This is a genomic window from Pseudomonas sp. ICMP22404 (assembly GCF_006227205.1).
Taxonomy (GTDB): domain Bacteria; phylum Pseudomonadota; class Gammaproteobacteria; order Pseudomonadales; family Pseudomonadaceae; genus Aquipseudomonas.
This window is the reverse complement of the sequence record NZ_VCNG01000004.1, coordinates 515,601-527,817: the sequence shown is the minus strand read 5'-3', so window position 1 is coordinate 527,817 and position 12,217 is coordinate 515,601. Positions and strand designations below refer to the sequence as shown.

Genomic DNA, 12,217 nt, shown 5'->3' with positions numbered 1-12,217 from the left:
TCCCATCCCGAACTCAGAAGTGAAACGATGCATCGCCGATGGTAGTGTGGGGTTTCCCCATGTGAGAGTAGGTCATCGTCAAGATTAAATTCCGAAACCCCTATCTGCTGACGCAGGTAGGGGTTTTGTTTTTGCTCTCAAAAAAGTTTGCACTCACCGCGAGTGTGCAGACCAGGTGTCTATTGCATCGATGGGCACCCGTTTAACTGCGTAAGGTGAAGCGTCTACGCCTCGGGTACCGGGCAGCTCAGGTCCCCTTCCTTGCACTTGAGGTAGGTCTTGAAGGTCTCCACCCGCGCCTTGGTGAGCGCCGTGATGCAGTTGCTGTAGATCAGCGGATAGACGCTGCCACCCTCGACCCCGGACGCAGAGAACTTGCACTCAGTGTCACGGAAACCGATCCAGGCCCGCTGTGCCTTGACCAGTAACTGCTTGCCCTCGGGATTGTCTTTCAGGCGCGCTGTGATCTGCTTGTACAAGCTATTCAGCTCGTTGTCGGCGGCATTCTTCTCTTGGGCCGCGCATTGGTTCATCTCGCCTTGGGTGGTGGCATTGGCGCAGTCGTCGGCTTGGGCCAGGGCGACAAACAATAACGGTGTCAGGGCCAGTAGCAAGCGTGAGGACATGGTCGATCTCTCCTTGAAGGGGGGAAAAGCCGGAGGAGTTTACCTCGCTGCTTTAGGTTTCAGTCATCGGCCCATACTCAAACAACGGTCTGATACAACTTTCCGGTTGGCCTTGTGGTCTTACAAGCCTACTGTTGAACACAGGAGGTGACCCATGCATTTATCCGATCGCATCGAAAGAAAGATCTTGCTCAAGGCGCCGCGCTCCCAGGTCTGGCGTGCCCTGGCCAATGCCGAAGCCTTTGGCCAATGGTTCGGCGTGGCCCTGGAGGGTAAGCGGTTTGTGGCTGGTGAACGGACCCAGGGGCAGATCACTTATCCCGGTTATGAGCATCTTACCTGGGACGTGGCGGTAGAGCGGGTCGAGCCTGAGCGGGTGTTCTCGTTTCGCTGGCATCCCTACGCCATCGAACCCCAGGTGGATTACTCTCAGGAGCCCGAGACGCGGGTTCAATTCGAACTGGAAGACATCGACGGAGGCACTTTGCTCAAGGTGGTGGAGTCGGGGTTTGACGGCATTCCCGAAGCACGCCGACTCAAGGCTTTCCGCATGGACAGCCGTGGCTGGGATGAGCAGATGGCCAATATCGAGGAGTTCCTTAACAAGTCTTGAGGTCGGTCCTATCGACGATTGATGGTGATCCCTGAGGGTGCCTAAGGGGAATCGGAAGGGTGGTATGGCGAATGTCTTACACGCGATGGTAGTGATGTCGACTATTGCACTTTGGATCCGACGCGTAATCTGTATTCATCCACTGAAGCACAGGGAGTGCTCAGGATCAGGGACGATCGACCTTGCATGGATGGCTATCGACAGGGAGTCGTAATGGTCTTGGAAAAACCCGCTTAGGCGGGTTTTTTTTCGCCTGTAAAAAGCTGTAGCGGCGTTGTATGGCGAAAGGCTTACGCATAGGCACTGCGTTCTCGTCTTTTTCCAGGACGGTCATGGGCTTAATCTGTGTCCATCCACTGAGTACAGGGAGTGCTCGGGATCATGGATGATGGGACCAGGCACGGAATGCCAGACAGGGAGTCAAATTGGTCCTCAAAAAACCCGCTTCGGCGGGTTTTTTTTCGTTTGGACGAAGGTGGCTCTGATCATGCCTGGCGGCCTGTCATGGTCCGGTCCGCGCCATCGGCCGCCAGAGCCTGACCCCCGGGAGTGCGTTCCGCGCCATCGGCCGCCAGAGCCTGGCCCCCGGGAGTGCGTTCCGCGCCATCGGCCGCCAGAGCCTGGCCCCCGGGAGTGCGTTCCGCGCCATCGGCCGCCAGAGCCTGACCCCCAGGGGTGCGTTCCGCGCCATCGGCCGCCAGAGCCTGACCCCCAGGGGTACGTTCCGCGCCATCGGCCGCCAGGGCCTGCCCCCCTGGAGTGCGTTCCGCGCCATCAGCAGCCATCGTCTGCCGGTAGTCCGAAGCCTGGGTAAAGAAATGATCCGGTTGCTGGCTCGGCAAGGCGAAGGCACTGGTGCTCAGGGCGAAGACGGTAGCGGCGAACAAGGTGCTGAAAGTTTTCATGGTAAGACTCCGGTCATATCAAGGTTGAGTGCCGGGTCATTCAGATGTCGTCATCTGCTGAACCCGTTGCAGCGCGACGGTGGTCTTGCTGCATGGGTTCAGATTAGGGACGGGGAAGGGGTGATCGTTAGACGGATACTGTCCTGGGTTTGCCTGATCCTGTTTGTGTGTCGGAATCAGGCGCTGCTGGCTTGCTGCGCCTGGGCTCGCAGGCGAGCGATGTCCTTGCTCGGAGATGCGCCAAATAGACGGCTGTACTCCCGGCTGAACTGCGAAGGGCTTTCATAGCCCATCTTGTAGCCGATTGACGAAACGTCGCTGTTTTTCTCCAGCAGCAACCGCCGGGCTTCCTGCAAGCGCAGTTGTTTCTGATACTGCAACGGGCTCATGGCGGTGACGGCTTTGAAGCGATGATGCAGCGCCGAAGGGCTGAGATTGATCATTTGCGCCAAGCTGTCGATGCTCAGCGGCTCGGTGTAATGAGTATTGAGCCACTCGATAGCGCGACTGATGCGATGGGCCTGGGTGTCGGGGATGGCGATCTCATGCAAGCGCTGGCCTTGGGCGCCGCGCAGCAGACGGTAGAAAATCTCCTGCTGGGCCAGAGGAGCCAAGGCGGCTATGTCGTCTGGACTCTCCAGCAATCGCAGCAGGCGCAACACCGCGTCGAGTAGCGGCGCATCAATGCGGTCCAGGAACAGCCCACGGCCGGCCTGTTGAGCGGGTACTCCAATAGGGCTGGCGTCTGCGATCAGGCGGCAGATCTGTGCCGGCTCGATGTCCAGGCGAATGCACAGGTAAGGACGCTCGGGGCTGGCTTCGATGACCTGTCCGGCCAGTGGCAGTGTGACCGAGACCACCAGGTAATTGAGTGGATCATAGACGTAGCACTCATCCGCCAGCCGTACTTCCTTGCTCCCCTCGATGATCACGCACAGGCCCGGCTTGTGCACGACATGCAGGGCATCGGTTGGCTGGTCGCTGCGAATCAGGTTCAAGGTGCCGATGGCCGTGGGGAATACCCCATTTTTTGGCGCAAAACGTTTCATCAGCGCCGCCAACTCGGCGCGGCGCTGGTTGACGCTGTCGTCTGGCGCAATCTGTATGGACGTGGATACCGACATGCCAATCAATCTCCCTGGCCAAATAAATGGATCGCGCTAGTAGAACCTATTGCGCGGCCGGCAGCCATAGTCGGTTCTATCGCTACAGGATCGTGCAAGCGCGCAGGAGGATCCGGCTAACCCCGCCATCGGCTGCCTCCTTAATCTGGACCTGTCAAAACGCTCCCTTAGGGGGCGAACACACCCAGACGAGGAAACCATCATGTCCGATATCCAAAACAAAGTAGTCGTGATTACCGGTGCCAGCAGCGGGATTGGTGAAGCCGCAGCACGTCTGCTGGCCGCTCGCGGTGCCCGTGTTGTACTTGGCGCGCGGCGCGTCGATCGTCTGCAAGCGCTGGTCCAGGAGCTCGAAGCCTCTGGCCAGCAGGCGGTCTGCAAGGCCGTAGACGTGATCCGTCGCGACGATGTCCAGAGCCTGGTCGACTTCGCCGTCGAGCGTTTCGGCAAGGTGGATGTGATCATCAACAACGCCGGCGTCATGCCGCTCTCCAAACTTGAGGCGCTGAAAGTCGACGAGTGGGATCGGATGATCGACGTCAACATCCGTGGGGTGCTTCATGGCATCGCGGCCGGCCTGCCATTGATGCAGCGTCAGCGCAGCGGTCAGTTCATCAACATTGCGTCCATTGGGGCCTACGCCGTCAGCCCCACCGCCGCTGTGTATTGCGCCACCAAGTATGCCGTGCGGGCCATTTCCGAAGGGTTGCGCCAGGAGGTCGGCGGTGATGTGCGGGTGACGGTGATTGCGCCCGGCGTGACCGAATCGGAACTGGCCGAGAGTATTTCCGATGAAGGGGGACGCGCCGAAATGCGCGAGTTCCGCAGGATCGCCATACCCGCCGAGGCCATTGCCCGGGCAATTGCCTATGCCATCGAGCAACCAGCGGATGTGGACGTCAGCGAACTGATCGTCCGGCCAACCGCCAGCCCATTCTGAATCGACCAGACCGACAGGAGATGCTCCCATGAGAAAAACATCGGGTGACCAGGACAAATTTGTCGGCCTGTGGGTGACGGCCGATGGCGTGATCCGCCATCGGCTGCTGCCGGGGGGACGTTATGACGAAGCGCGAGGTTCGCGTGAGCGTGCATACCAGGGCGACTATTGGTTGCAGGACGATCATATCGAATACCACGACGACACCGGGTTTACCGCCGACGGGGATTTTCGTGAAGGCGTGCTTTATCACGCAGGGATGGTCTTGTATCGCCAGGAGGAGTGAGGCACACGGCGATATGGGGTGGCGAGGGAATGAATCCCCTCGCCACAGGTTTTACCGATCGTTACGCCAATTCCAACCGCGCCGCAGCACGCAGGGTGATCTGCGAGCGTACCCGGAACGACTCCGCCGCGCGCCGTTTGGCTTCCTCCAGTATTTGCGCTGGCGCGGTGTCCGGGCAGCCGGCGTCGAAGGGTGGGGCCGGGGCATATTCGAGTTGCAGCTGGACCAGTTCGGCGGTGTCCTGATCGAACAATTCAGCCGCCAGGGTCAAGGCAAAATCGATTCCGGCGGTGATACCGCCACCGGTGATCAATTTCCCGTCACGCACTACGCGGTCCTTGATCGGGGTTGCGCCCAGGGTGGACAGCAAACTGTGGTAGGCCCAATGGGTGGTGGCTCGTTTCCCTTGCAACAGGCCCGCCGCACCGAGCACCAGCGCCCCCGTGCACACTGACGTGATGTATTGCGCTTGGCTGGCCTGGCGCTTGATGAACGCCAGCGTCTGCTCGTCTTCCATCAACGGGCCAACGCCACTGCCACCGGGGACGCAGATCACGTCCAGCTTCGGGCAGTCTTCGAACGTGGTGGTGGGCAACAACACCAGCCCGGTGCTGGAGGTGACCGGCGCCAGGTCTTTCCAGATCAGGTGTACCTTTACGTCCGGCAACGAGGCCAACACGTCATAAGGGCCGGTAAGGTCCAGCTGTTGGACCTGGGGGAATAACAGCAAACCGATCTGCAATGTCATGGCGCTTCTCCTTTGGATAATGCCCGGGGGGTGGACGGTTCTACTTTAGGTCCGTAGGCTCTGGCGCATACGCCAATAAGCCCACGAATTACGCCAACATGCCCAATCCACCGAAAACCGTTCATGTACTGGCTTTTGCCAACGTGCAAGTGCTCGATGTCACCGGGCCTTTGCAGGTATTTGCTTCGGCCAACGATATGGCCCGCCAGCGAGGCCTGCCATTGCCGTACGCGCCGACGGTGATCGCCGCCGGCGGTGGCGCGGTGGTGTCTTCGGCGGGTTTGGCGTTGATGGCCGAGCCGTTGCCGACCGAAGGCAGCGACACCTTGTTGATCGCTGGCGGCTGGGGTGTGTACGAGGCGGCGAAGGACCCGACGCTGGTGGCCTGGGTCAAAGACCAAGGCCAGCGTTCGCGGCGAGTGGCCTCGGTGTGCACCGGGGCGTTCCTGCTGGCCGCCAGCGGTTGGCTGGACGGGCGTCGGGTGGTTACCCACTGGACGCGTTGCGAACAACTGGCCGAGCAGCATCCGCAACTACGTGTCGAGCCCAATCCGATTTTCATCAACGATGGCCCGGTCTGGACCTCGGCCGGGGTGACGGCGGGCATCGACCTGGCCCTGGCGCTGGTGGAAGACGACCTGGGTCGCGCCGTGGCCCTGGAGGTCGCCCGGCAGTTGGTGGTGTTCCTCAAGCGGCCGGGCGGGCAATCGCAGTTCAGCGTGACCTTGTCGCTACAGAATCAGGGCAGCCGTTTTGACGAACTGCACGCCTGGATCGCCGAAAACCTCACCCAGGACCTGGGCCTGCCCAACCTGGCTGCCCAGGCGGGCATGAGCGAACGCAGTTTTGTCCGTCACTATCGCGCCGAGACCGGCCAGACCCCGGCGCGGGCGGTGGAATTGATTCGTGTGGAAACCGCCCGCCGCCTGTTGTCCGACACCGGCGTGCCGATCAAGCGGGTGGCAGTGCAATGTGGCTTCGGCAGTGAAGAAACCCTGCGCCGCAGTTTCCTGCGGGCCATGGGGGTGACGCCCCAGGCGTATCGCGAGCGTTTCGCTGTCAGCCTTCAAGCAGATCCAGCAGTGCCTTGATCGTGGCCTCGGGGGCCTCTTGGGGAATGTTGTGACCCACGCCGCTCAGCACTCGACGCTCGTACGGACCGCTGAAGTGCCTGGCGTCTTCATCCTGTTCAGGGGCTGGTCCCACGCCGTCGTCGGCTCCGCACAGGGAAATGCTGGGCACGCTGATGTCCGGTTGCGCCGTGAGCTGTTCCTCCATCCATTCAAGGGTCGGATCCCCCGGCGCGTACAGGAACCGATGGCGGTAGGAATGAATCACCACATCGACGAAGTCCGGGTTGTCGAAAGAGGGCGCGCTGAGTGGATACAGCTCTGCGCCGCGCTTCCAGGTCGGTGACCACAGGCGCCAGAGCCACTCACACAACTCACGTCGGTTCTGCCTCAGGCCTTCCACGCCCCGGGCGGTATGGAAATAATACTGGTACCACAAGCGATGTTCCGTCTGCGGATCCAGCGGTTGGGTTGACCGGGGAATATCCTGCAGGTTGTAGCCATCGCCGGTGACCAGGCAGCGCACGCGCTCGGGCCACAGCGCCGCCACAATGCACGCCGCTCGGCCGCCCCAGTCGTAGCCGCATAGCGCTGCCTGGGGGATGTTGAGTGCATGCATCAGGTCCAACAGGTCCTGGGCCAGCGCGGCTTGCTGACCGGAACGCATGATCGCCGGGTTGTTGAACCGGGTCGGGCCATAGCCGCGCAGGTAGGGCACGATGACCCGGTAGCCACGCAGGGCCAAGACCGGCGCGACTTCGTCGAAGGCCCTTGGATCATAAGGAAAGCCGTGCAGCAGAATGACCGGCTCGCCGCTGGCGGGACCGTGCTCTTCATAGGCGATGCGCAGCAGTGGCGTTACTGCGAAACTGATCTTGGGATCCTGGTTCATGTCGGCCTCCGGCAGCGCCCGGTTGCGCTCAGGCGGGTTCCTGATTCACGTATTTGGCCCGATCTGGCGTGAACGTCACGATCATCTTCGTGCTGGTGCAGGTCAGTGTGCGTTCCTGGGACAAGTCGATGTCCAGGTCTTCACCGCGCAAGCCTTGCCATTGGGCGAGGTATTTTAGACAGCCGAATTTTTCGTTTTTCTTCAGGCTGCGGTTGACCCCGCCTTTCCAGCCCAGCACCGGCAGTTCTCCGGCCAGGCAACGTTGCGCCAGCTCCGGGAATTTCGTCGCCCGGTCGCGGCCGATTTCCCAACACTTGATCAAGCCCTTGTCCTGGCCTTCCCAGAGGTCTTCCCGGGTCAGGCCGGTACGGGGCGGGGTGTCGATGGTGCGTTTCACGTAGGTCATGCCTGATCCTTGAGTCGGGTTTTTATCGGGCAGCTCCGCTGCACCCGTGAGAGCATCGATCTTAGGAGGGGTTTGGAGGGCTGGCAACTTGAAAGGGGGCGTGGCGATGAATGGGGTGAATACCCTGATGGATCTGTGGCCCTACAAAAAATCCTGTGAACAGGAAATTTCTGACGAGTCGCGGCGGTTGTCGGTTAGGAAGCGGTGGAGATAGGCTCTGCCGGTCGCTGCAAAATCAGCGACCGGGCTTGGTCGTCCGGGTTTAGAATGGCGCACGATGCCGCGCAAGCGGCTGTCTGCTTTATGGCTGGCTGTGCGTGGGAGGGCTTCGGGCCCTGCCGGGTTTCCATTCCCTGGTCGACCAACCTGCGTACAGTTCGCCACCCTCTGCTTGGTCGCGGAAATGGCGAGCTCCACATTTGAATGGAGTTTCACAGTGGTCAAAATTACCCCCAATCCGCCCAAGGCCGAAAATCTCTCTGCCTACACAAACCTTGATTCAAGAAAACTTCGTGAGGTCGCCGATCGTGCGCTGAGCGTGCATCTCTCTCCAACCACCGAAGCTAAACCCGACACCCACGACGGCCAGGTCTTTTCGGTGGTTCCGGGCATCAATACCGAATCGGTGTTGACCAGCCTCAGCGAAACCCTGGCGTCGGCCAATGCGATGGTCAGTGACCTGGCGTTCGAGCTGGAAGGGTCCCGGCGGCATGTGGCGTTAGGTATTCAACAGTTGATTGAGTTGGGTACGTTGCTGGCCAATCGTGCGCTGGATGACATCGAGCCAGCGGCCTGACATATCGCTTCTGTGGCGAGGGGATTTAGCGAAACGTCGCACCGCCCCGCTGGGCTGCGGAGCAGCCCCCTCAAAAGACAAAACCGATCAATCTGACACAGCGGGTTGGCAGTTTTGGGGCTGTGATACAGCCCAGCGGGGATAAATCCCCTCGCCACAGGGAGGTGTTCACTCGAGCGTGGCACCAGCCCGGCTCACGGCTGCCAGTTGTTCTTCTCCCCACTCAACTTGCGATCCAGGAAACTCGCCGCGCTGATCAACGCCAGATGGCTCAGGGCCTGGGGTGTGTTGCCCAGGTGATAACCGTGGCCGTCGAACTCTTCGGCGTATAGGCCCAGCGGATTGGCGTAGCGCAGCAGTTGTTCGAATTCCAGTTGGGCTTTTTCCACACGGCCGGCACGGGCCAGGCATTCGACGTACCAGAACGAGCAGGCAACGAACGAACCCTCGGTGCCGCTGAGGCCATCGATGGGGTCATCGTCGTTGCGGTAGCGGTACACCATGCCGTCGCGCACCAGATGCTTTTCGATGGCGTCGAGGGTGGACAGCCAGCGTGGGTCCTGGGCGCTGACAAAGCGCACCAGCGGCATCAACAGCATCGAGCCATCCAGGGCGGTGCTGCCCAGGCGCTGGACGAAATGCTGGCATTCCTCGTTCCAGAAACGGGTCCAGATGTCTTTGTAGATGGCCTGGCGAGTCTCGTCCCAGCGGCTGAACGGCGCGGGCAGGGAGCGTTTGCCAGCGAGTCGGATGGCACGGTCGACCGCCACCCAGCACATGAGGCGCGAATGCAGGAAATCCTGTTTATCGCCGCGCATTTCCCAGATTCCCACGTCCTTGTCCTGCCAGATTTCGCACACCTGGTCGATCACCTCCACGGTATGTTTCCAGCCTTGGTGGGAAATGGCTTCGCCGTATTTGTTGACCAGGTACACCGCGTCCATCAACTCGCCGTAGATGTCCAATTGCACTTGCTCGTAGGCCTGGTTGCCGATGCGCACCGGCTGTGCGTTGCCGAAGCCGCTCAGGTGCGACAGCTCGGTTTCCGGCAATTCCTGCCTGCCGTCGAGGCCATACAGGATGTTGAGTTTGACCGGTTGCCCGTGGCAGTCACTGACCCGACCGCGCATCCAGCGCATGTAGGCATTGGCCTCTTCGACGAAGCCCAGGCGCATGAACGCGTAGACGGTGAACGAGGCATCGCGGATCCAGGTGTAGCGGTAATCCCAGTTGCGCTCGCCGCCGCGTGTTTCCGGCAGGCCGAAGGTGGCGGCGGCCAGGATGGCGCCGTGTTTGCGCGAGGTCAGCAGCTTCAGCGCGAGGGCGGAACGGTTGACTGTTTCCCGCCAGCGGCCCCGGTAATTGGACTGGCCGATCCAGCCGCGCCAGAACGCCAAGGTGCGTTCCAGGCATATCGCGCTGACATTGTCCTGAAGCCTGGGGTCGTCGATGCCGCCCAACAGGAACTCGGCACTCTGGCCTTCCGGCAGGGTGAATTCGGCCACCGCCGCGTTGCCGTCCAGGGTCATGGCCTGGTCTGAACGCAGGCGCAGGCTCGGTTGCCCCTGCGCCTTGAAGCACACGTGGGCGCCTTCCAGATGCGCGGTGGTGGTCGCCCGGGCGTAGTCATGGCGCACCGCGCAGCGCATGCGAAACGTCGCGTGGCCGACCGCCATGTGCACCTTGCGCATCAGCACCGGCAAGTCATCCTCGGTGTCGCCGATGGGCAACAGGTCGGTGATTTCCACCACCACGCCGTCGCTCAGCCAGCGGGTTTGCAGCACGTTGGTATCGGGCAGGTAGATCTGCTGGCGCCGGGCGTCCGGCAGGTCGGGGCAGATCTGGAAAATGCCCGCCTGCGGGGTGTCCAGCAATGAACAGAAGATCGAGGGGCTGTCGAATTCCGGCCAGCAGAAAAAGTCGACGCTTCCCCGGTCGTTGACCAGCGCGGCACTGCGCATGTCGCCGATGATGCCATGGTTTTCAATGGGGCTCTGTGGTTCGTCATGGTCAGCCATTGTCGCGAAACCCCGGATAAAGGCTCATCCCGCCATCGATGAACAGCGTGGTGCCTACCACATAATCGGAAAGGTCCGACGCCAGCCAGACCACTGCGTTGGCAACATCCTCGACGTCGCCAATGCGCCCGTAAGGAATCAGCTCCAGCAGCTTTTGCCCCTGTTCGTCTTCGGTGACCTCACGGTTGATGGCGGTGCGGATGGCGCCAGGGGCGATGCTGTTGATGCGGATGCGCTGGTGACTGGTTTCCTGGGCCAGGCTCTGCATCAACAGGTCGATGCCGCCCTTGGACGCCGCGTAGTTGACGTGCCCTGCCCAGGGGATGCGCTGGTGGACCGAACTCATGTGGATGATTTTTCCGGCTGCCCGGGAAACGCCCTGGCGAATGCCCTGGCGGTTGAAGATCCGCAGCGCGGCGCGGGCGCAGAGGAACTGGCCGGTGAGGTTGACGCCGATCACGGTATTCCAGTCGTCCAGGCTCATGTCGACGGCGGCGGCGTCTTTTTGCAGGCCGGAGTTGGCGACCAGGATGTCCAGCGTACCGAAAGCCTCCAGAGTCTGGGTGAACAGCCGCTCGACCTCTGGTTCCTGGGACACATCGGCGCCGAGGGCGATGGCGCGTCCGCCGTTCTCATTGATCTCGCGGGCCAGCGCTTCGGCCGGGGCCGCGTTGGAATGGTAATTGAGCACCACGGCGGCACCGGCGGCGGCCAGAGCCCTGGCCGAGCCCGCGCCGATGCCGGAGCTGGCGCCGGTGACGAGGGCAACTTGTTGCGCGAGGGAAATCTGCATCGGTTTAGCACCTTGGACTGAGGGCCTTACCTGCTGACTGGCGCGGGGCCTGCAGAGTTCAGTTGGGGGAGGCGGTCTTCATGTTCCTCCGGGCTTGCCCCCTACGCGGCTTCCTCGCGCGTCGCAACCATGAACACCCGTGGAAACGGTAGCAGCACCGTACCATCGTCCAGGGCCGGGTAGGCCTGTTCGATGGCGCGGAGGTACTGCTCCAGGTACTGCGCACGCTGCCCCTCGTCCAATGGGTCGAGAAACGGCCGCAAACCGCTGCCCTTGAACCACTCCACCACACCCGCAGCGCCGCCGGCCAATGGGTGATGGTAGGTGGTGCGCCACACATCGACGCGGCTGCAATGGGGCTTCAGGATCGAATAATACGTGCTGGCGTCGGCGACTTCCGTGCGGGTATCGGCCGCCCCGGCCAATAGGTGGGCCCAGGGACCGCTGGCGGCAATATCGCGCATCAAGCGGTGGGACGGCTGATGGAGCGTGTCGGGCATCTGGATCGCCAAGGTGCCGCCCGGCGCGAGTTTGTTCACCAGCGACGGCAGCAGGCTGGCGTGGTCGGGCAGCCATTGCAGCACGGCGTTGGCGAAGATCACATCGAATGGCCCGGGCTCGTCCCATTGGCCGATATCGGCGATGTCGAACGCCACGGCGGGCAGGCGCTGGCGAGCGGCGTCGACCATGTCGCCGGAACTGTCCAGACCGCGCACCGTTGCCCCGTTGAAATGCTCCACCAACAGTTCCGTGGAGTTGCCGGGGCCGCAACCCAGGTCGATCACCGAGCGCGCTTCCAAAGGAGGAATGGCGGCCAGCAGGTCCCGGGCAGGGCGGGTGCGTTCCTGTTCAAACGTGACGTATTGCCGGGCGGACCAGCTCATGGCGTTCTCCTTTGTCGGATCGAAGGGCGGCGGATCGAATCGGGTCGCGGCAGTATAAAGGCCAAGGGGGATGAGGCGCGCACCTGTTAGTTCTTACAGCAGACAGGCCGGTTGAC

The 12,217-nt window shown here is 61.6% G+C and carries 14 protein-coding genes and 1 rRNA gene; 6 read left to right on the top strand and 9 right to left on the bottom strand.

Translation table 11 applies throughout. From position 1 onward, the window contains the following. Positions 1-84 (top strand): 5S ribosomal RNA (gene rrf, locus FGE05_RS10680); the annotation flags it as partial. Between the two features lie 140 nt (positions 85-224). Here rrf and FGE05_RS10675 read toward each other — a convergent pair. After that, positions 225-626: a lysozyme inhibitor LprI family protein gene (locus FGE05_RS10675; RefSeq protein WP_139644686.1), complete on the bottom strand. Its 402-nt coding sequence runs from the start codon at positions 624-626 to the stop codon at positions 225-227. A gap of 154 nt (positions 627-780) precedes the next feature. Between FGE05_RS10675 and FGE05_RS10670 the strand changes: the two genes are divergently transcribed. Beyond that, positions 781-1,239, top strand: coding sequence for an SRPBCC family protein (locus tag FGE05_RS10670; protein ID WP_139644684.1), 459 nt, complete (start codon positions 781-783; stop codon positions 1,237-1,239). Positions 1,240-1,724: 485 nt separating this feature from the next. On the opposite strand, the gene FGE05_RS10665 is transcribed toward FGE05_RS10670, so the two are convergent. Beyond that, positions 1,725-2,144 carry a hypothetical protein gene (locus FGE05_RS10665; RefSeq protein ID WP_139644682.1) on the bottom strand — a complete coding sequence of 140 codons (420 nt, stop codon included), beginning with the start codon at positions 2,142-2,144 and terminating at the stop codon, positions 1,725-1,727. A gap of 176 nt (positions 2,145-2,320) precedes the next feature. Beyond that, a complete protein-coding gene (locus FGE05_RS10660) occupies positions 2,321-3,268 on the bottom strand; it encodes an AraC family transcriptional regulator (RefSeq protein WP_139644680.1) in 948 nt (315 codons plus the stop codon). A 202-nt stretch (positions 3,269-3,470) separates the two neighbouring features. Between FGE05_RS10660 and FGE05_RS10655 the strand changes: the two genes are divergently transcribed. Further along, on the top strand, positions 3,471-4,208 hold the full coding sequence (locus tag FGE05_RS10655) for an SDR family oxidoreductase (protein WP_139644678.1): 738 nt from the start codon (positions 3,471-3,473) through the stop codon (positions 4,206-4,208). 28 nt (positions 4,209-4,236) lie between these two features. Beyond that, positions 4,237-4,494: an Atu4866 domain-containing protein gene (locus FGE05_RS10650; protein WP_139644675.1), complete on the top strand. Its 258-nt coding sequence runs from the start codon at positions 4,237-4,239 to the stop codon at positions 4,492-4,494. 61 nt (positions 4,495-4,555) lie between these two features. Here FGE05_RS10650 and inhA read toward each other — a convergent pair whose 3' ends face one another. Then, positions 4,556-5,242: an isonitrile hydratase gene (gene inhA / locus FGE05_RS10645; RefSeq protein WP_139644673.1), complete on the bottom strand. Its 687-nt coding sequence runs from the start codon at positions 5,240-5,242 to the stop codon at positions 4,556-4,558. A 98-nt stretch (positions 5,243-5,340) separates the two neighbouring features. Here inhA and FGE05_RS10640 point away from each other — a divergent pair, with 98 nt between their 5' ends. Continuing rightward, positions 5,341-6,333 carry a GlxA family transcriptional regulator gene (locus FGE05_RS10640; protein WP_139644672.1) on the top strand — a complete coding sequence of 331 codons (993 nt, stop codon included), beginning with the start codon at positions 5,341-5,343 and terminating at the stop codon, positions 6,331-6,333. Here the strand turns inward: FGE05_RS10640 and FGE05_RS10635 are convergent. Both FGE05_RS10635 and FGE05_RS10630 read right to left on the bottom strand, forming a co-directional pair. Then, on the bottom strand, positions 6,302-7,204 hold the full coding sequence (locus tag FGE05_RS10635) for an alpha/beta fold hydrolase (RefSeq protein ID WP_139644669.1): 903 nt from the start codon (positions 7,202-7,204) through the stop codon (positions 6,302-6,304). The two genes, FGE05_RS10640 and FGE05_RS10635, sit on opposite strands and share 32 nt — an antisense overlap. 28 nt (positions 7,205-7,232) lie before the next feature. Then, entirely contained in the window at positions 7,233-7,610 is a 378-nt protein-coding gene (locus FGE05_RS10630; protein WP_047698505.1) for a hypothetical protein, read from the bottom strand. Between the two features lie 436 nt (positions 7,611-8,046). On the opposite strand from FGE05_RS10630, the gene FGE05_RS10625 reads away from it, so the two are divergent. Next, positions 8,047-8,406: a DUF6124 family protein gene (locus tag FGE05_RS10625; RefSeq protein ID WP_139644667.1), complete on the top strand. Its 360-nt coding sequence runs from the start codon at positions 8,047-8,049 to the stop codon at positions 8,404-8,406. A gap of 194 nt (positions 8,407-8,600) precedes the next feature. Here FGE05_RS10625 and FGE05_RS10620 read toward each other — a convergent pair whose 3' ends face one another. From FGE05_RS10620 to tam, 3 genes are all read right to left on the bottom strand, one after another. Then, a complete protein-coding gene (locus tag FGE05_RS10620; protein WP_139644665.1) occupies positions 8,601-10,424 on the bottom strand; it encodes a glycoside hydrolase family 15 protein in 1,824 nt (607 codons plus the stop codon). Then, positions 10,417-11,217 carry an SDR family oxidoreductase gene (locus FGE05_RS10615; protein ID WP_139644662.1) on the bottom strand — a complete coding sequence of 267 codons (801 nt, stop codon included), beginning with the start codon at positions 11,215-11,217 and terminating at the stop codon, positions 10,417-10,419. Before FGE05_RS10615 ends, FGE05_RS10620 begins: the two co-directional genes overlap by 8 nt. A 101-nt stretch (positions 11,218-11,318) precedes the next feature. After that, complete coding sequence (gene tam, locus FGE05_RS10610) at positions 11,319-12,101, bottom strand: trans-aconitate 2-methyltransferase (protein ID WP_139644660.1); 783 nt, start codon at positions 12,099-12,101, stop codon at positions 11,319-11,321. Between the last annotated feature and the right edge of the window lie 116 nt (positions 12,102-12,217).

Coding starts and splice junctions, on each gene's coding strand:
- FGE05_RS10655 (WP_139644678.1), top strand. CDS start 3,471: ATGTCCGATATCCAAAACAAAGTAGTCGTGATTACCGGTGCCAGCAGC.
- FGE05_RS10670 (WP_139644684.1), top strand. CDS start 781: ATGCATTTATCCGATCGCATCGAAAGAAAGATCTTGCTCAAGGCGCCG.
- FGE05_RS10620 (WP_139644665.1), bottom strand. CDS start 10,424: ATGGCTGACCATGACGAACCACAGAGCCCCATTGAAAACCATGGCATC.
- FGE05_RS10635 (WP_139644669.1), bottom strand. CDS start 7,204: ATGAACCAGGATCCCAAGATCAGTTTCGCAGTAACGCCACTGCTGCGC.
- FGE05_RS10675 (WP_139644686.1), bottom strand. CDS start 626: ATGTCCTCACGCTTGCTACTGGCCCTGACACCGTTATTGTTTGTCGCC.
- FGE05_RS10640 (WP_139644672.1), top strand. CDS start 5,341: ATGCCCAATCCACCGAAAACCGTTCATGTACTGGCTTTTGCCAACGTG.
- inhA (WP_139644673.1), bottom strand. CDS start 5,242: ATGACATTGCAGATCGGTTTGCTGTTATTCCCCCAGGTCCAACAGCTG.
- tam (WP_139644660.1), bottom strand. CDS start 12,101: ATGAGCTGGTCCGCCCGGCAATACGTCACGTTTGAACAGGAACGCACC.
- FGE05_RS10660 (WP_139644680.1), bottom strand. CDS start 3,268: ATGTCGGTATCCACGTCCATACAGATTGCGCCAGACGACAGCGTCAAC.
- FGE05_RS10650 (WP_139644675.1), top strand. CDS start 4,237: ATGAGAAAAACATCGGGTGACCAGGACAAATTTGTCGGCCTGTGGGTG.
- FGE05_RS10615 (WP_139644662.1), bottom strand. CDS start 11,217: ATGCAGATTTCCCTCGCGCAACAAGTTGCCCTCGTCACCGGCGCCAGC.
- FGE05_RS10665 (WP_139644682.1), bottom strand. CDS start 2,144: ATGAAAACTTTCAGCACCTTGTTCGCCGCTACCGTCTTCGCCCTGAGC.
- FGE05_RS10630 (WP_047698505.1), bottom strand. CDS start 7,610: ATGACCTACGTGAAACGCACCATCGACACCCCGCCCCGTACCGGCCTG.